At 65.9% G+C, this 17637-nt stretch carries 13 protein-coding genes and 1 pseudogene; 5 read left to right on the plus strand and 9 right to left on the minus strand.

What is annotated here, in order from left to right; translation table 11 throughout:
- Nucleotides 1-7: 7 nt before the first annotated feature.
- Nucleotides 8-1342 (minus strand): dihydroorotase, encoded by a 1335-nt coding sequence (locus HAP48_RS03320; RefSeq protein WP_166214771.1) that lies wholly within the window; start codon nt 1340-1342, stop codon nt 8-10.
- A 128-nt stretch (nt 1343-1470) separates the two neighbouring features.
- Here HAP48_RS03320 and ygfZ point away from each other — a divergent pair, with 128 nt between their 5' ends.
- From ygfZ to HAP48_RS03345, 5 genes and pseudogenes are all read left to right on the plus strand, one after another.
- Nucleotides 1471-2352 (plus strand): CAF17-like 4Fe-4S cluster assembly/insertion protein YgfZ, encoded by an 882-nt coding sequence (gene ygfZ / locus HAP48_RS03325; RefSeq protein WP_166214769.1) that lies wholly within the window; start codon nt 1471-1473, stop codon nt 2350-2352.
- Nucleotides 2349-2975, plus strand: a complete 627-nt coding sequence (locus tag HAP48_RS03330; protein ID WP_166214767.1) for a DNA-3-methyladenine glycosylase I — start codon at nt 2349-2351, stop codon at nt 2973-2975. Before ygfZ ends, HAP48_RS03330 begins: the two co-directional genes overlap by 4 nt.
- The gene (locus HAP48_RS03335; RefSeq protein ID WP_166214765.1) at nt 2972-3583 is read left to right on the plus strand and encodes a YfbR-like 5'-deoxynucleotidase; all 612 of its coding nucleotides are present in this window, start codon (nt 2972-2974) and stop codon (nt 3581-3583) included. Before HAP48_RS03330 ends, HAP48_RS03335 begins: the two co-directional genes overlap by 4 nt.
- 124 nt (nt 3584-3707) lie before the next feature.
- Nucleotides 3708-4214 carry a tyrosine phosphatase family protein gene (locus HAP48_RS03340; RefSeq protein WP_166214763.1) on the plus strand — a complete coding sequence of 169 codons (507 nt, stop codon included), beginning with the start codon at nt 3708-3710 and terminating at the stop codon, nt 4212-4214.
- A 111-nt stretch (nt 4215-4325) separates the two neighbouring features.
- A pseudogene (locus HAP48_RS03345) lies at nt 4326-7046 on the plus strand (DUF2339 domain-containing protein).
- 4 nt (nt 7047-7050) lie between these two features.
- Here HAP48_RS03345 and HAP48_RS03350 read toward each other — a convergent pair.
- The 8 genes from HAP48_RS03350 to ppdK form a co-directional block, all read right to left on the minus strand.
- Complete coding sequence (locus HAP48_RS03350; protein WP_166216947.1) at nt 7051-8790, minus strand: methyl-accepting chemotaxis protein; 1740 nt, start codon at nt 8788-8790, stop codon at nt 7051-7053.
- Nucleotides 8791-9142: 352 nt separating this feature from the next.
- Entirely contained in the window at nt 9143-9376 is a 234-nt protein-coding gene (locus HAP48_RS03355; RefSeq protein ID WP_016844381.1) for a DUF6894 family protein, read from the minus strand.
- 155 nt (nt 9377-9531) lie between these two features.
- Nucleotides 9532-10110 (minus strand): hypothetical protein, encoded by a 579-nt coding sequence (locus HAP48_RS03360; protein WP_029079002.1) that lies wholly within the window; start codon nt 10108-10110, stop codon nt 9532-9534.
- A 187-nt stretch (nt 10111-10297) separates the two neighbouring features.
- Nucleotides 10298-11284: an acrylyl-CoA reductase (NADPH) gene (gene acuI / locus HAP48_RS03365; protein ID WP_166214761.1), complete on the minus strand. Its 987-nt coding sequence runs from the start codon at nt 11282-11284 to the stop codon at nt 10298-10300.
- 46 nt (nt 11285-11330) lie between these two features.
- Nucleotides 11331-12575: an MFS transporter gene (locus HAP48_RS03370; RefSeq protein WP_166214759.1), complete on the minus strand. Its 1245-nt coding sequence runs from the start codon at nt 12573-12575 to the stop codon at nt 11331-11333.
- A gap of 191 nt (nt 12576-12766) precedes the next feature.
- Complete coding sequence (locus HAP48_RS03375; protein ID WP_166214757.1) at nt 12767-14245, minus strand: cell wall hydrolase; 1479 nt, start codon at nt 14243-14245, stop codon at nt 12767-12769.
- A 123-nt stretch (nt 14246-14368) separates the two neighbouring features.
- Nucleotides 14369-14662 carry a hypothetical protein gene (locus HAP48_RS03380; protein WP_166214755.1) on the minus strand — a complete coding sequence of 98 codons (294 nt, stop codon included), beginning with the start codon at nt 14660-14662 and terminating at the stop codon, nt 14369-14371.
- 36 nt (nt 14663-14698) lie between these two features.
- On the minus strand, nt 14699-17626 hold the full coding sequence (gene ppdK / locus HAP48_RS03385; RefSeq protein ID WP_166214753.1) for a pyruvate, phosphate dikinase: 2928 nt from the start codon (nt 17624-17626) through the stop codon (nt 14699-14701).
- Between the last annotated feature and the right edge of the window lie 11 nt (nt 17627-17637).

Genomic DNA, 17637 nt, shown 5'->3' on the forward strand with positions numbered 1-17637 from the left:
CCAGCGGTTACTGCTTCAGCGTCTCGAGGAACCGGACCGGCTCGCCGAGCGACGGCGTCGTCAGTTCGCCCTGCCACATCACCCGCTTGCCGCGCACGAAGGTGCCGACCGGCCAGCCCTGCACCCTCACGCCGTCATAGGGCGTCCATCCCGCGCGCGAAGCGACCCATTTGTTGGTGATGGTCTCGCTGCGCTTGAGGTCGACCACGGTGAAGTCGGCGTCATAGCCCGCCGCGATGCGGCCCTTGCAGGCGATGTTGAACAGCCGTGCCGGCCCCGCGCTGGTGAGATCGACGAACCGAGCCAGCGACAGCCGCCCGGCGTTGACGTGATCGAGCATCAGCGGCACCAGCGTCTGCACGCCGGTCATGCCCGACGGCGAGGCCGGATAGGTCTTGGCCTTCTCCTCCAGCGTGTGCGGCGCGTGGTCGGAGCCGAGCACGTCGATGATGCCCTGCTCGATGCCGTACCAGATGCCGGCGCGGTGATCGGCCGAGCGCACCGGCGGGTTCATCTGCGCCAGCGTGCCGAGCCGCTCGTAGCATTCCGGCGCGGCCATGGTGAGATGGTGCGGCGTCGCCTCGCAGGAGGCGACATCCTTGTGGTCGCGCAGATACAGGATTTCTTCCTTAGTCGAGATGTGCAGCACATGGATGCGCTTGCCGGTCTCGCGCGCGAGATTGACCAGACGCTCGGTCGCCATCAGCGCTGCGGTCTCGTCGCGCCACACTGGATGCGAGCGCGGATCGCCCTCGATGCGCAGCGGCTTCCGCTCGTTGAGGCGGTATTCGTCCTCGGCATGGAACGCGGCGCGGCGCCGGATCACCTGAAAGATCCGCCGTAGGCTCTCGTCGTCCTCGACCAAGAGCGCGCCGGTAGAGGAGCCGATGAACACCTTGACGCCGGCACAGCCCGGCGCCCGCTCGAGCTCCGGCAGGTCCTGCACGTTCTCGCGGGTGCCGCCGATGAAGAACGCGAAATCGCAATGCATGCGGTGGTGGCCGCGCTTGATCTTGTCGGTGAACGCCTCTTCGGTGACGGTCAGCGGGTTGGTGTTCGGCATCTCGAAGACAGCGGTGACCCCGCCCATCACGGCGCTGCGCGAGCCGGTCTCGAGGTCTTCCTTCTGCGTCAGCCCGGGCTCGCGGAAATGCACCTGGGTGTCCATCACGCCGGGCAGGATGTGCAGGCCCTTGCAGTCGATCACCTCGCCGGCTGAGGCCTGGCCGAGCGAGCCGATCGCGGCGATGCGGCCGCCCACGATACCGATATCGCGCACGCCCTCGCCGTCCTGATTGACCACGGTGCCGGATTTTAGAATGGTGTCAAAATGCTGATTCATCGGTCCTCGGCGCCCGCTTTCCGCTGTCGCGCGGGCCTTGTTCGGCGCACTCTAGCGCCTTAGCTTGGCAGGGGATATCCGCGGCCTGCGCGTTTCCCAAGGAACTTGGAAAAGAGCCAATTTTGCGAATGAAAGCAGCGTTTCTTCCGGATCGGGGCGTGGTCAAGGTCTCTGGCGAGGACGCCCGCAACTTCCTCAACGGCCTCATCACGACGGATGTCGAGCAGCTGCGGCCGGGGCAGGCGCGGTTTGGCGCGCTGCTGACGCCGCAAGGCAAGATCATCGTCGATTTCCTGATCACCGAGATACCCACAGGCCATGGCGGCGGCTTCCTGATCGACGCGCCGCGCCCGCTCGCCAAGGGGCTCGCCGACAAGCTCGGCTTCTACAAGCTGCGCGCCAAGGTCGTGGTCGAGAACCTCTCCGACAGTCTCGGCGTGCTGGCAGCCTGGGGTGGCGAGCCGGCGGCGATCCCCGATCTCGCCTTCGCCGATCCGCGCAACCCGGCGCTCGGCTGGCGCATCCTGATCCCGCAAGATCTGACGCAGAAGCTCGCTGATCTGATCGGCGCCGATCTCGTCGACGATAGCGCCTATGAGGCGCACCGGATCGCGACCGGCGTGCCGCGCGGCGGGCTCGACTTCATGTATGGCGACGCCTTCCCGCACGAGACCAACATGGACCGCCTCAACGGCGTCGATTTCGACAAGGGCTGCTATGTCGGCCAGGAGGTGGTGTCGCGCATGCAGCACCGCGGCACGGCGCGCACCCGCACGGTGAAGATCATTCTCGACGGCCCCTCCCCCGAGGCCGGCGCGACAATCCTCGCCGGCGACAAGCAGGTCGGCACCATCGGCTCGACCGCCGGCGAGAAAGGCCTCGCGCTGGTCCGCATCGACCGCGTCGCCGATGCGCTCGACGCCGGCCTGCCGCTGACAGCGGGCGGGCTCGCGCTTCACCTCGCCGAGCCGGGCTCTGTCCGCATCACACCCAAGCAGACCGTCGCATGAGCCGTACCGCGCAACTGCATCCCGACGGCAAGACGCGCTGCCCCTGGCCGGGCGAGGACGCGTTCTACGTCGCCTATCACGACAATGAATGGGGCGTGCCTGAGTATGACGACCGCGCGCTCTATGAAAAGCTGATCCTCGACGGCTTCCAGGCCGGCCTGTCCTGGATCACGATCCTGCGCAAGCGCGAGAATTTCCGCAAAGCCTTCGACGATTTCCAGCCCGAGAAGATCGCGCGCTACAACGCCAAGAAGGTGCACGTGCTGATGAACGACGCCGGCATCGTCCGCAACCGCGCCAAGATCGAAGGCGCGGTGGCGAGTGCGAAGGGCTATCTCGAGATCATGGAGAAAGGTCCCGGCTTCTCGAAATTCCTCTGGGACTTCGTCGACGGCAAGCCGAAGGTCAATCAGTTCAAGACCACGGCAAGCGTGCCGGCCTCGACGCCGGTGTCGATCAAGGTCTCCAAGGAGCTCGGCGGACGCGGCTTCAAGTTCGTCGGCCCGACCATCGTCTACGCATTCATGCAGGCGACCGGCATGGTCAACGATCACCTCGTCACCTGCTTCTGCCATGAGGCCTGCAGCGGGAAACTCCGCACACCGCGGCTCAAGACGAAATGACTGCGCGTAACTCGACGGAGACCGCCCGCGCCTGGCAGCGGATGTTGTCCGGACGCCGGCTCGACCTGCTCGATCCGTCGCCGCTCGACATCGAGATCGTCGACATCGCGCATGGACTGGCGCGGGTCGCGCGCTGGAACGGACAGACCAGCGGTGCGCACATCTTCTCGGTGGCTCAGCACACGCTGCTCGTCGAAGCCGTGATGCGCCAGCAGACGCCGCGCGTCGACATCCGCGTGCGGCTTGCCGCACTGCTGCATGACGCACCGGAATATGTCATCGGCGACATGATCTCGCCGTTCAAGGCGGTGCTCGCCGGCGAATACAAGGCGGTGGAGAAGCGGCTGCTGTCGGCGATCCACATCCGCTTCGGCTTGCCTGCCGTGCTGGCGGATGAAATCACCCAGCAGATCAAGGCCGCCGATCGCGGCGCGGCCTATCTCGAGGCGACGCATCTGGCGGGATTTTCGCAGGCCGAAGCCAAGCGGCTGTTCGGCCGCGATCCGGAATTGCCGGAGGCGACCGAGCGCGACTATCTAACGCCGTGGACCGCAGCGAGGGCCGAAAAGCAGTTCCTCGAGCGTTTCAAGGCATTGCACGCGTCGTAGGCGCGGCACCGCGGAACGTGCCGCCGGTTGCGGCGCAAAACGAGGCGCGGGCATGGCGCCGCCCGCCTTTGCCCACCCGGGAGCAGCCGTTATAATCGGACGCCCCCGATACCCAAGGACCATCATGCTTCACGTCTGCTCGCTCGCCACGCTCTCCGACACGGTTCGTGCCACCGGCGCCAGCCATGTGCTGACCGTGATGGCCAATGTCGACCAAGTGCAGCGGCCGCCCTCCGTGCTGCCGGCCAACCATCTGAAAGTGTCGATGGACGACATCATCGAGCAGATGGACGGGTTCGTGGCGCCCAACGAGACGCATATCGAGAAGGTGCTGACCTTCGTACGCGGCTGGGATCGCCGCGCACCGATGGTGGTGCATTGCTACGCCGGCATCAGCCGTTCGACCGCGAGCGCATTTGTCACCGTCTGCGCGCTCAATCCGCACCGCGACGAAATGTCCATCGCCCGGCTGATCCGCGAGGCCTCGCCGATCGCGGCGCCCAACCGGCTGATCGTCAGCCTCGCCGACAAGGCGCTGGGACGCGAGGGCCGGATGCTGCGCGCGCTCGATGCGATGGGCCCCGGCAGCATGAGCGTCGAAGGCCGCCCCTTCCACATCAACCTGGAATAGCACGAACGGGCCACGCCGGATCGCTTGAACTTCCGGTCCTCCCAACTGCACTACTAGGTTGCGACGGGCGGCCGGCTGGCCGATGGTCCGGCGCGTCCTGCCGGAGGCCCGATGTTCGATTCGCCGTTCGATTTCCTCACCCTCGTCCTCGCTATCGTCGCGCTTATTTTCGCGCGCCAGGCGCTGGGCCGGATCGCGCTGCTGCAGCGCCGGCTGGACAAGATCGAGGCCGCAGGCGTAGCCGCCGCCCGGACCGCCATGCCGCCGCCCTTGGCCCCGCTGCAGGAGTTCGAGCAGACGCTCCCGGCGGCACCTCCGATCGCGCCGCCACCGCTCCCCGAGGCTGTACCGAGCGAGCCGGACGCGCAGCCAGAGCCGGCCGCGGATGCTGCGAGCGCCGCGCCACCGCCGCTGCCGCAACCCCCGCCCGCGCCGGAGCCAACGCCCGGCTTCGAGGAGACGCTCGGCACGCGCTGGGTGGTGTGGATCGGCGGCCTGACGCTCGCGCTCGGCGGCTTCTTCATGGTGCGTTACTCGATCGAGGCCGGGCTGCTCGGCCCCGGCGTGCGCACGATGCTCGGCGGATTGTTTGCGCTGGCACTGCTCGGCGCCGGTGAATGGACCCGGCGCAAGGAAAGCATCTCCAACATCGCGGCGCTGCCGATCGCCAACATTCCGGCGATCCTCACCGCCGCCGGCACCGCAGTGGCATTCGCCACCGTCTATGCCGCCTACGCGCTGTACGACTTCCTGGCACCGGCAACCGCCTTCATCCTGCTCGGCATGGTCGCGCTCGGCACGCTCGCGGTCGCGCTGCTGCACGGGCCGGCACTGGCCGGGCTCGGCATCGTCGGCGCCTTCGTCACACCGATCCTGGTCTCATCGGACAAGCCCGACTTCTGGTCGCTCTACATCTATCTCGCCGTCGTCACCGCCGCATCCTTCGGCCTCGCCCGCATCCGGCTGTGGCGCTGGCTTGCGGTGACGACGATCGCCTTCGCACTGCTGTGGACCTTCCCGTGCCTGCAATGCGGGCCAGAGATGATCGCGCCGCACGTCTTCCACGTCATCGCGGGCTTCGTGCTGGCGGCGCTGCTCGTGGTCTGCGGCTTCATGTTTGGCCCCGACGGCGATGGCGAAGAGATCGAGCCGATCTCGTCGGGATCGCTCGCGGCCTATCTGTTCGGCGCCATGCTGATCGTGCTCAGCAGCGCCCACGCCGACATCGCGATGATCGGCTTCGCGCTGCTCACAGCCGGCAGCCTGCTCGTCGCCTGGCGCGCGCCGGCTGCGACCCGTGCGATCGGCGCCGCGTCACTCTTTGTCTTCATCGTGTTCGGCGAATGGGCGGTGCGTCGCAACGTCGACATGCTGGTGCTGCCGGGCGGTGCGATCCCCGGCATCGGCCCGTCCGCGACCGACGGTTCGGTCTCGCTGCATCTCGTCACCGCGGCGCTGTTCGCAGCCGCGTTCGGCATCGCCGGCTTCCTCGCGCAACTGCGTTTTGCCACCACGAAGGTCACGGTGACCTGGGCCGCGGCGGCGGTGTTCACGCCGGTCGCGCTCCTGGTCGCGCTCTATGCGCGCATCGCGCATCTCGACCGCTCGATCCCGTTCGCGATCCTCGCCGTGCTGCTGGCGGCGGCCTACGCGGCCGCGACCGAGGCGCTGACCCGGCGCGGCGAGCGGCCGGAGCTGTCGCCCTCGATCGCACTGTCGGCGACCGGCGCGCTCGCCTCGCTGGCGCTTGCGCTGACCTTCGCGCTCGACAAGGGCTAGCTCACCATCGCGCTGGCGCTGGTGTCGATGGGCACGGCATGGCTCTCGGTGCAGCGGCCGATCCCGTTCCTGCGCTGGCTCGCTGCGATCCTGGCCGGCATCGTGGTGCTGCGCATCGGCTACGAGCCGCGGATCGCCGGCGATGCCGTCGGCACCACGCCGATCTTCAACTGGCTGCTGTGGGGCTATGGCGTCCCGGCGCTGTCGTTCTGGGCGGCAAGCCATTTCCTGCGCCGCAATGGCGACGACGTCCCGCTGCGGATCATCGAATCCGCCGCGATCCTGTTCACCGTGCTGCTCGCCTTCATGGAGATCCGTCACGCGGTCAATGGCGGCGATGTCTATCGCGATAGCGCCGGCCTGACCGAGGTCGCGCTGCAGGTCGGCGTGACGCTCGCGATGGCGATCGGGCTGGAGCGGCTGCGCCTGCGCACCGGCAGCATCGTCCACAATGTCGGCGCGGTCCTGCTCACTGCCTTCGCCGGGCTCGCCAGCGTGTTTGGGCTGCTGTTCCTGGAGAATCCGATGCTGTGGGCGCATGACGTCGGCGGCAGCTTCATCAATCTGCTGCTGCTCGGCTATGCGCTGCCGGCCGTGCTGGCGCTGCTGCTGTCCTACGCGGTGGCGGGCCAACGTCCCGCGGCATACGCCAACACGATCGCAGCCGGCGCGCTGATCCTCGCGCTCGCTTACGTGACGCTCGAGATCCGTAGGCTCTATCACGGACCGGTGCTGGCGCGCGGCGCGACCACAGGCGCGGAGCAATATACCTATTCGATCGCCTGGCTGATGTTCGGCGTCGCGCTGCTCGGCATTGGCATCGTGGTCAATTCGGAGCGGGCGCGGCTCGCGTCCGCTGCCGTGATCGGGCTGACGATCCTGAAGGCATTCCTGGTCGACATGTCGACACTGACCGGTGTCTACCGGGCGCTGTCGTTCATGTGCCTTGGCATCGTGCTGGTCGCGATCGGCTGGCTGTACCAGCGGATCCTGTTTCGCAGGCGGGCCGTCGCCGCAGCGCCGCCCCCGCCTGTTCCGCAAGCGGGGGGATAAGGCATCACGCCGCGCGAATCGTCCTGAGGAAGTTCGCGACCTCGAGTTTGAGGCGCTGGCTATCGCCCGACAGCGATCGTGCGGCCCCCAAGACCTGCGAGGAGGCGGAGCCCGTCTCGGTTGCGCCGTGCTGAACGTCGGTGATGTTGGCTGAAACCTGCTCGGTGCCGTGCGCGGCCTGCTGCACGTTGCGCGATATTTCCTGCGTTGCCGCGCCCTGCTCTTCTACAGCTGCAGCGATAGCCGAGGAGATTTCCGCCAGACGCTCGATCGTGCCACTGATCTGTTCGATAGCCTTGACCGATTCCTGCGTCGCCACCTGGATGCTGGAGATCTGTTGTCCGATTTCACCGGTCGCCTTCGCCGTCTGCTCGGCCAGCGCCTTCACTTCGGAAGCAACCACGGCGAAGCCGCGGCCGGCCTCGCCTGCACGTGCGGCCTCGATAGTCGCATTCAACGCAAGGAGATTGGTCTGGCCGGCAATGGTGCTGATCAGCTCGACGACATCACCGATCCGGGTCGCGGCTTTCGACAACTCGCTGACGCGATCGTTGGTGACGTGCGCTTGACCGACAGCATCGCTGGCCATGCGCGCCGATTCCTGGACCTGGCGGCTGATCTCGCTGACCGAAGACGACAATTCCTCGGTCGCCGACGCCACCGACTGCACGTTCGCAGAGGCCTCCCCTGAGGCCGCGGCCACCACTGTGGCGCGTTCCTGCGCCCGTTCGGCAGTCGACGTCAGCGTGCCCGCGGAAGCCTCGAGTTCGGTCGATGCCGAGGAGACGGTCTCGATGATCTCGCCGACCGCGCCTTCGAACGCGTCGGCGAGCTTGAACATCTCCGCCTTGCGCCGTTCCGCCGTGAGTTCATCCTGCTTGACCTTGGCCGCCGTCTCGTCGCGGGCCTTCTGCTCGGACATAAGCTTGAACCTCTCCACCGCGTCGGCCACGCCGCCTACTTCGTCCTTGCGGCCGAGCCCCGGAAGGACCACGCCAAGATTGCCGCCGGCGAGCTCTTTCATCGCAACCGTCAAGGCGCGTATCGGGCGGACCACCGTGAACAGCGAGAAAAACCAGCTCGCGATCAGCAGCAACGCAACACCGCTGCCAACCGAGAACAAGGTACGTTCGACCGAAGCTTCCTCCGCCTCGGCGGCCGACCGCGCATCTTCGCTGCGGTGCCTGGCGAACTCGGCAATCTTCTCGGCGTTACTCTCGGTTTCGACATTGATAGGAAGGGTCACATCCTTGCGGATCTGCGCGATCTGATCCGCGAACCTGGAGAGCTGCGCCGCCGTTTCCGGATTGGCGTCGCCCGCGACCCGCTTCGCTTCCAGATCGATGGTTCGCCTGCGCAGGACCTCGAGCTGTCCCTTGCCCTTGTCGAACGCCTCGATCAAAACCGGAATCCGTGCGATCCGCTGACCGTTCTCGGGCGATTTGGACAATCGCGCCATCTCTCCGGCATATTTGAGCGCCGAGGTCTTGCGTTGCAGAAAAACTTCATCGGCCTTTTGCAGCTCAGCTTCCGATCCTGCGAGCAGGATGTCGCGGACTGCCATCTGCATGCCGCGCAACTCTGCCATGGTGGCGGCTGCATCGCCGACGATGGCTTGCTGCCCAGCGGCATACAACGTCACCTTGCGAATATCAGCGGCGCCAGTCATCTGCAGAAAGATCATCAACCCGACCAACAGCACGGCCGCTATCGACGTGATCGCAAGCTTTGTCCCGATACGCATGTCCTGAATAAATCGTGTCACGGAGCTCTCCGAACGACAGGTGCATTTCCGACGCGATTCCAACCGCCCGTGCGAGGGGGCGAGTGCGGCATAATGTGGCACGCTGCTCGATGTTTGGTTAACACAGCCTCCGTAAGACTACCGGCGCCGACGATGGGATGCCTGAAGAACGAACGCAGTGCGATTGAGTTGGAAAAAGCGACGCGCCCAGGTAGCCGCGAGCGTTGGGAAGTGAACACCAAAGTCGCGGGTCAGGGTGTCTGGCGAGACGACCAGCTGGGTGACGGCGAGGCAAGGCGACGGACTCGCGGCTCACTTGAGGGTGAACGCATGCGCCACGCCACGAGGAGAATTAGTCGACGGACTCGGCGACCAGGCGAATCCTGAACACCGGCTTTCTGCCCTCGTCGAGCAGCTCCATGTGCCATTCGCTGTTCTGCTTCAGATTGCGCGAAATGCTGCCGAGGAAATTGCCGCAGACCTTGGTCATCTCGGCCCAGGCCACATCACGGCTTTCAAACTCCGTCGCGTGGTCGGACGCGCCAGCGTAATCGCCGTCACTGATCCGGAAAAAATACTGCGCCATATGACTACTCAAAATCGGAGCCCCCACATCCCGCCCCTATCGGCGAACGCTGGGTATTGAGTAGATAACAACGCGTGGCGACCGCCATCCGTATGACTACGGCTTGGCGGCGCTATTCCCGTTAACGCGCAGATGAAACGTTGGTCAGCAGAGCGTTAGTCGGTGGAGCGGCGCAACTCCGGCGCGCTCTCGACCTTGGCGGGTTCGGCCTTGACCGGCTCGAGCTTTGCGCTTCCGACCTGCGGCGTCTCTACGCGCGACACTTCAGTCTGCGAGGCATCCGCGGATCGGGTGCGCGGGTGCAGCGAGCGCGGCCGCGCCACCGCGCGCGCCATCAGCATCTGCTGGCCGCCCTGGTGGCGGAATTCGCAATAGGCGAAGCCCATGCCGGAGACCGAGCCACGGAACGAGCGCTCGTCCTGCTTGTCGAGGTTGAAGCACGGCTCGAACGGAATGCCTTTCAGCGACGCGCAAACGCTCTGGCCGCGGATCTGCAGCGTATTGCCGGGCAGGCGCACATGGCGGATCGGACCGGAGCCGGAGAACTGGACCGAGCCAGCCGCGCCCATGTCGTCGAGGATGCGGCCGGCGCCGCGCGTGCCATCGAAACAGGTGAAGGCGAATACCTTGCCCGCGACGAACTTGCGGGCCTCATCGGCGTTCATCATGCCTGCGAACGCCGGCACGACCATTGCCCCGGCCGTGACGGCCCCCAACACCAAACGCGCAAGCATGAGCTACTCCACTTACGAGCGCGGGCACCCGCTCCTTGTTGAGCATGATCCCCGCAACCGACGCTTCTCGACGTCTGCGCGAGGAAACCCGGCCCCCCGGGATCATGCTGCAAGTCTCTTTACCCGCTGCTTACCATACCAACCGTGGCAACATTGGAGCAGCTTGGTTGGTAAAGTCTGAACGTCCTCAGACTATTTTTACCACGATCCGTCCGCGGACCTGGCCGCCGAGGATTTTCGCACCAAAGCCCATGACCTCGTCCAGCGCGATTTCATGAGTGATATCAGCAAGTTTTGCCTTGTCCAGATCGCTGGCAAGGCGGCGCCAGGCGGTCCGCCTGAGTTCGATCGGGCACATCACGGAATCGATGCCGAGAAGGCACACGCCCCGCAAAATGAAGGGCGCGACCGACGACGGCAGGTCCATACCAGCCGCCAGGCCGCAGGCCGCAATGGCGCCGCCGTATCTGGTCATCGAAAGCAGGTTGGCGAGCGTGGTCGAGCCGACGCTGTCGACGCCGCCGGCCCAGCGCTCCTTGGCAAGCGCCTTCGGGGCACCCGACAGCTCGGCACGGTCGATCACCTCGCTGGCGCCGAGCCCCTTAAGATAGTCGGCCTCCGACATCCGCCCGGTCGACGCGATGACGTGGTAGCCGAGCTTCGACAGCACGGCGATCGCGACCGAGCCGACGCCGCCGGCAGCGCCCGTCACCACCACCGGGCCGCTCTTCGGCGTGAGACCGTGCTTCTCGAGCGCCAGCACCGACAGCATCGCGGTATAGCCGGCGGTGCCGACCGCCATCGCATCGCGGGCCGAGATGCCGTCCGGCAGCCTTACCAGCCAGTCGCCTTTGACGCGGGCCTTTGCGGCATAGGCGCCGAGATGGGTCTCGCCCATGCCCCAGCCGTTGCAGACGACCTTGTCGCCCGCCTTCCAGTCGGGATGGCTGGATTGCTCGACCGTGCCGGCGAAATCGATGCCGGCGATCATCGGGAAGCGGCGCACCACCGGCGCCTTGCCGGTCAGCGCGAGGCCGTCCTTGTAGTTCAGCGTCGACCATTCGACGCGGACGGTGACGTCGCCGTCCATCAATTCCGCGTCGTCGAATTGGGTCAGTGCGGCGGTGGTACCCTTGTCCGCCTTGTCGATCCTGATTGCCTTGAACGTTGCCACGATGAGCACTCCCCGTAATCTTGGTTTCGGAGCAGTGTTTAACCCATCAGGCAGGCTGCGCAACCGGGCGCACGACCGGCTTTTCGACGATCGGCAGGTTGATCAGCGCCGACAGCACGCCGAACAGCACCGACAGCCACCAGATCGGCGTGTAGGAACCGAACTGCTCGAATACGATGCCGCCGAGCCAGACCCCGAGGAAGCCGCCGACCTGATGGCTGACGAAGGCGAAGCCATACAGCGTCGCAAACCAGCGCGTGCCGAACATCAGCGCAACCAGCGCCGAGGTCGGCGGCACCGTGGAGAGCCAGGTCAGGCCAGAGATTGCGCCGAATGCAATCGCCGAGAAGGTCGTGATCGGGAACGAGATGAAGGCGATGATCGACAGCGCGCGGGTGAAATAGATCACCGACAGGATGTAGCGCTTCGGGAATACGTTCTGCAGCCAGCCGACGCTGAGCGAGCCCACGATGTTGAACAGGCCGATCGCCGCGATCACCCAGCCGCCGGTCGAGGCCGGAATGCCGCGGTCGGCGAGATAGGCCGGCAGATGCACGGTGATGAAAGCGAGCTGGAAACCACAGGTGAAAAAGCCGAGCACCAGCAACACGTAGGAGCGATGGCCGAAGGCTTCCGCCAGCGCGGTCTTGAACGATTGCTGATCGGCAGGCGCGGCATCATGCGTCTCTGCCGGCGGCGTCGAGAGCGCCAGCGACAGCGGCAGGATCAGCAGCATCAGCGCGGCGAACACCAGCAGCGCAGTCTGCCAACCGAAATTGTCGATCATCGCAACGCCGAACGGCGCGAACAGGAACTGGCCGAACGAGCCCGCGGCGGTGCCGGCGCCGAGCGCAATGCCGCGCTGCGCGGGTGGCAGCAGCTTGCTGAACGCCGACAGAACGAGGTTGAACGAGGAGCCCGACAGCCCGAAGCCGATCAGGACGCCGGCGCCGATGTCGAGCGACAGCGGCGTCGTCGAGTAGCGCATCAGCAGCAGGCCGGCAGCGTAAAGCAGCGCGCCGACGATCATCACGCGCAGCAGGCCGAAGCGGTCGGCAATCGCGCCTGCGATCGGCTGGCCGAGACCCCACAACAGGTTCTGCAGCGCCAGCGCGAGGCCGAACACGTTGCGGCCCCAGGCGAATTCATGGCCCATCGGCTGCACGAAGAAGCCGAGGCTGGAGCGCGGGCCGAAGCTCAACAATGCGATCGCGCAGCCGCAGACGATGATCACGAGTGGCGTACGCCAGGTGCCGGACGCCGGTCGAAGATCCCCGGTGGTAACGGCCATGTTGTCTTTCCCCGCAACTGCTGCGGGGGAACCACCCCGCCGAACATTACGGGGAGTTAATGCATATGCATGAAAAGCCCAAGAGGGAGCCGGAGAAAAATCTTCGCCCGCAGGGCTGCTCTGCAGAATTGGAAAGGATGACGCGCGTCATTTCGGGCATGCCGCACCCGGGAACAAGGCGACCGAAGGCCCTATCGCCTGGCGCTGGCCTGCTCGGCCGAACTCTGGGCTGCCTCGGCGAGCTGCGCCGAGATCTTGGCGGTTTCGGCCGGGTTGCCCCAGCTCGGCGCGTCGCTGCCGTCGCCCCAGGCGCGCGGGCGATAGAAGGTGTGGACGCCGAACTTGTACATCTTCTTCATTTCGCTGACCCAGGACGGCCGCACCCAATAGGCATGGTAGTGGGTCGAGCGGTCGACTTCGGGCAGCCACAATTTGCCGTCGAGCATCGCTTTCGCGATCTTCTTGGCGCGGTCCCACATATCGGGCTCGCGGACGACGTCGGCGGTGTTGTCGCAGGCGAAGGTGAACTGACAGGCGTAGTGGCGGTTCTTGTTCTGATAGACCACGCCGCACACCGTCTCCGGATATTTGCCGGAGAAAGCGCGGTTCAAGACCACCTGGGCGACTGCGATCTGGCCGCGCACTGCTTCGCCGCGGGCTTCGAAGTAGACCGCCTCAGCCAGGCACTTCTCCGACTTGGCGCGCGACTTGTCGTCGAATAGGCCGAGCCGCTCCGCCGGCGTCTTGGTGTGCTGGTCGTCGGCGTTGACCTCGCCCTTCGGCGCGATGCTCTCGCCCATCTCGCCGGCCCTGACCGGGCCGTCGGCATCAACCGGCAATGACGCCATCACCTTCATGTCGGGATCGGGCTGCGCTACCGGCATCACGACGACCGGCGCCTCGCCGGGCTGCCAACGCTCGAGATTCTCGGGCGTGCCGAGCGACGAGCCGAAGAACAGGCTTGCGGTCTTGAATGCAAACGGGTCGCGCTCATGCGCTGCATCGGCGGGCGCAGCAGCAGGCTTCGCGGGCGCCGGCTTCAGATCGTCGAGCGGGCTGGCCTCGAGCGATAGCGACACGTCGTATTGTTGCGGCGACGGCTTGGCATATTGCGGCAGCGGCGGCGCGCGCAGCGCTTCCTGCAATTCCGGATCGAGCGGCGCGCTGTCGGCCGGTGCGGTCGCGGTCTTCATGCCCTTGACCGACGAATTCGATGTCGTGGGATCCTCGTTCGCCGGCGCCGTGTTTGCGGGCTCTGCAGGCTCGACCTGATCGGGCCGCCTGACCACGAGACGATCGCCCTTCATGGTGCGATCGACCTTGGGAAAATCGGATGCCGCGTAACGCGGCGGCGGCGCCGCGATCGGATTGCGCGTCACCGTGCCGGTGATATCGACGCTCGAATTGTCCAGCCTGGCGAGCAGGATCTGCGGGTCCTGCGGCGCGGATGTTCCGATCGGACGGCCGAAGCTGTAGGTGGCGACCTGGATCGAGCCGACCGCGGAGGCGAAGACGCGCTTCTGCCAGCGCTCGGCGACGCCGGGCTGCCGGGCCAAAAGCGAAGCAATATCCTGATATCCGATCTCGGTCGGCATCAGTGCGAAGATGCCAAGACCGAGACCGAAGAGCGCAAGACGTGCGCCCTTCGGCTGGTTACGCGACACAAACATCGTACGCTCACGCAACGCTTACTGAGTGCAATCGAACGCGGTACATCCGCGCAATTCGACCTTTCCCGTTGCTAACTTGTTTAGGTTGCCGCGGAGTTAATCGGCGTTGCCCGCGCGCTACACTCAAGCAATCGCAGAGTCTTCGCGCGTTGCATCGCGCGCCTTGGTAAATGCGCGGCGCATGAAGGTCGTGAACATCCGGTCAACGAAGATGGTGAACAAAGTCTTGCACGCAGCCTCCACCGTCATTGCGAGGAGCGCTAGCGACGAAGCAATCCATGTCTCAGCAAGCGGCGCGATGGATTGCTTGGCGGAGCCTGTCATCCGGCGGCGCTTCGCGCCGACCGGGTGGCTCGCAATGACGATATCCGCTTGCAGCGCTCCAGAAACCCGTATGCCCGGGACAAGCCCGGGCATACGTCGTTTGTGACCTACGTAGCTTGCGCCAGCTAGTTACGCCTGGCTGGCGGCGGCCTTGCCGAGCGCGGCCTGGGCTGCGGCGAGACGCGCGATCGGCACGCGATAGGGCGAGCAGGACACGTAGTCGAGCCCGACCTCGTGGCAGAACGCAACCGACGCCGGATCGCCGCCGTGCTCGCCGCAGATGCCGACCTTCAGGTTCGGACGCGTCTTGCGGCCGCGCTCGACGCCGATCCTGACCAGCTCGCCGACGCCGTCGCGATCGACCGAGATGAACGGATCGATCTCGAGAATGCCCTTGGCGACATAGGTGCCGAGGAAGCTCGCGGCGTCGTCGCGGCTGATGCCGTAGGTGGTCTGCGTCAGGTCGTTGGTGCCGAACGAGAAGAACTCTGCGGTCTCGGCCACCTCGCCCGCCATCAGACAGGCGCGCGGCAGCTCGATCATGGTGCCGACCTGGTAGGTCAGCTTGGCGCCGGTTTCCTTCATCACCGCCTTGGCGGTCGCATCGATCCGCGCCTTGACCAGATCGAACTCGGCCTTGGTCGCGATCAGCGGAACCATCACCTCGAGGCCGACCGGCTTGCCGGTGCGCTTGCCGGCTTCGACGGCGGCCTCGAAGATCGCGCGCGCCTGCATCTCGGCGATTTCAGGATAGGCGATCGCGAGACGGCAGCCGCGGAAGCCGAGCATCGGGTTGAACTCGGACAGTTCACGGGCGCGGTCGGCGAGCTTGCGCGGATCGGTGTTCATGGCGCGCGCCACTTCCTCGATCTCGGCCTGGGTGTGCGGCAGGAACTCGTGCAGCGGCGGATCAAGCAGCCGGATCGTGACGGGCAGGCCCTTCATGATCTCGAACAGCTCGACGAAGTCGGCGCGCTGCATCGGCAGCAGCTTCGACAGCGCGGCGCGGCGCGACTGCTCGTCCTCGGAGAGGATCATCTCGCGCACGGTACGGATGCGGGTCTCCTCGAAGAACATGTGCTCGGTGCGGCAGAGGCCGATGCCTTCGGCACCGAACTTCACCGCGGTGCGCGCGTCATCGGGCGTGTCGCCGTTGACGCGGACGCCGAGCTTGCGGACCTCGTCGGCCCAGCCCATCAGCGTGCCGAACTCGCCGGACAGTTCCGGCTCGATCATCGGCATCCGGCCGGCCAGCACCTGGCCGACAGAGCCGTCGATGGTGATGACGTCGCCGGTCTTGAAGGTGCGCGAACCGATGCTCATGGTGCCGCGGCCGTAATCGACGCGGATGGTGCCGCAGCCGGAGACGCAGGGCTTGCCCATGCCGCGCGCGACCACCGCCGCGTGCGAGGTCATGCCGCCGCGGGTGGTGAGAATGCCTTCCGCGGCGTGCATGCCGTGGATGTCTTCCGGGCTGGTCTCGATGCGGACCAGGATCACTTTACGTCCGTCGGCCTGCAGCTTGGCCGCTTCGTCCGACGAGAACACGATCTCGCCGGAGGCAGCACCCGGCGACGCCGGCAGGCCGGTCGCGATCACGTCGCGCTTGGCGGCCGGATCGATGGTCGGGTGCAGCAGCTGATCGAGCGAGGCCGGATCGATCCGCGTCACCGCGTCCTTCCTGGAGATCAGGCCTTCATTGGCGAGCTCGACCGCGATGCGCAGCGCCGCCTTCGCGGTGCGCTTGCCGCCGCGGGTCTGCAGCATCCACAGCTTGCCCTGCTCGACCGTGAACTCCATGTCCTGCATGTCGCGGTAGTGCTTCTCGAGCAGCGTGTAGATCCGCGTCAGCTCCTTGAAGGCGTGCGGCATCGCGGCTTCCATCGACAGCTTGTCGGAGCCGGATTCCTGGCGCGCTTCTTCGGTGATGTCCTGCGGCGTGCGGATGCCGGCGACGACGTCCTCGCCCTGCGCGTTGATCAGGAACTCGCCGTACAGCTTGCTCTCGCCGGTCGAGGGGTTGCGGGTGAAGGCAACGCCGGTCGCCGAGGTCTCGCCCATGTTGCCGAACACCATCGCCTGCACGTTGACGGCGGTGCCCCAGGATTCCGGGATGTCGTGCAGCTTGCGGTAGGTCACCGCGCGCGCGTTCATCCAGGATGAGAACACCGCGCCGATCGCGCCCCACAGCTGGTCGTGCGGATCCTGCGGGAAGTCGTGGCCGGTCTCCTTGGCGACCGCTTCCTTGTACTTGCCGACCAGCTCGACCCAGTCGTCGCCGGTCAGATCGGTGTCGAGCGAATAGCCCTGGCCGTCCTTGAAGGTGTCGAGGATGTCCTCGAAGTGATGATGCTCGAAGCCGAGCACCACGTCGGAATACATCGTGATGAAACGGCGATAGCTGTCATAGGCGAAGCGGCGGTCGCCGGAGAGCTCGGCGAGCGCTTCGACCGTGCGGTCGTTGAGGCCGAGATTGAGCACGGTGTCCATCATGCCCGGCATCGAGGCGCGCGCACCCGAGCGCACCGAGACCAGCAGCGGGTTCCCGGCATCGCCGAAGGTCTTGCCGGTCAGCTTGCCGACATAATCGAGCGCCTTCTCAACCTGAGATTTCAATTCCTTCGGATACGTCTTGTCGTGATCGTAGAAATAGGTGCAGACCGAGGTCGGAATGGTGAAGCCGGGAGGCACCGGCAGACCGAGATTGGCCATTTCCGCGAGGTTGGCGCCCTTGCCGCCGAGCAGATCGCGCAAGGTCGCCTGGCCCTCGGCCTTGCCGTCACCGAACGTATAGACCCACTTGCCGGCCTTGATCGCAGCCGGGGCTGCCTTTTTCGCTGAAGTTGCCGCCTTCACCGGCGCCTTGCTGGCGGGCTTTGCAGCCGGCTTCGCAGTCGATTTGGCGGCGGGTTTCGGCGCCGCCTTCGGGGCGCTCTTCTTCAGCGCCTTGCGCGCCGGCGCGGCCTTGCGGGCCGCTGCGGAGGGCTTTGATTTCGCTGCAGTTTTCTCGGCAGTTTTCGCAGCAATTTTCTTGGACTTCGCGACGGCTTTGGCCATGTCAGACAACA

Origin of the sequence: Bradyrhizobium septentrionale, assembly GCF_011516645.4 — a bacterium.
GTDB lineage: Bacteria > Pseudomonadota > Alphaproteobacteria > Rhizobiales > Xanthobacteraceae > Bradyrhizobium > Bradyrhizobium septentrionale.

Coding starts and splice junctions, on each gene's coding strand:
- HAP48_RS03320 (WP_166214771.1), bottom strand. CDS start 1,342: ATGAATCAGCATTTTGACACCATTCTAAAATCCGGCACCGTGGTCAAT.
- ygfZ (WP_166214769.1), top strand. CDS start 1,471: ATGAAAGCAGCGTTTCTTCCGGATCGGGGCGTGGTCAAGGTCTCTGGC.
- HAP48_RS03330 (WP_166214767.1), top strand. CDS start 2,349: ATGAGCCGTACCGCGCAACTGCATCCCGACGGCAAGACGCGCTGCCCC.
- HAP48_RS03335 (WP_166214765.1), top strand. CDS start 2,972: ATGACTGCGCGTAACTCGACGGAGACCGCCCGCGCCTGGCAGCGGATG.
- HAP48_RS03340 (WP_166214763.1), top strand. CDS start 3,708: ATGCTTCACGTCTGCTCGCTCGCCACGCTCTCCGACACGGTTCGTGCC.
- HAP48_RS03350 (WP_166216947.1), bottom strand. CDS start 8,790: ATGCGTATCGGGACAAAGCTTGCGATCACGTCGATAGCGGCCGTGCTG.
- HAP48_RS03355 (WP_016844381.1), bottom strand. CDS start 9,376: ATGGCGCAGTATTTTTTCCGGATCAGTGACGGCGATTACGCTGGCGCG.
- HAP48_RS03360 (WP_029079002.1), bottom strand. CDS start 10,110: ATGCTTGCGCGTTTGGTGTTGGGGGCCGTCACGGCCGGGGCAATGGTC.
- HAP48_RS03370 (WP_166214759.1), bottom strand. CDS start 12,575: ATGGCCGTTACCACCGGGGATCTTCGACCGGCGTCCGGCACCTGGCGT.
- HAP48_RS03375 (WP_166214757.1), bottom strand. CDS start 14,245: ATGTTTGTGTCGCGTAACCAGCCGAAGGGCGCACGTCTTGCGCTCTTC.
- HAP48_RS03380 (WP_166214755.1), bottom strand. CDS start 14,662: ATGCCCGGGCTTGTCCCGGGCATACGGGTTTCTGGAGCGCTGCAAGCG.
- ppdK (WP_166214753.1), bottom strand. CDS start 17,626: ATGGCCAAAGCCGTCGCGAAGTCCAAGAAAATTGCTGCGAAAACTGCC.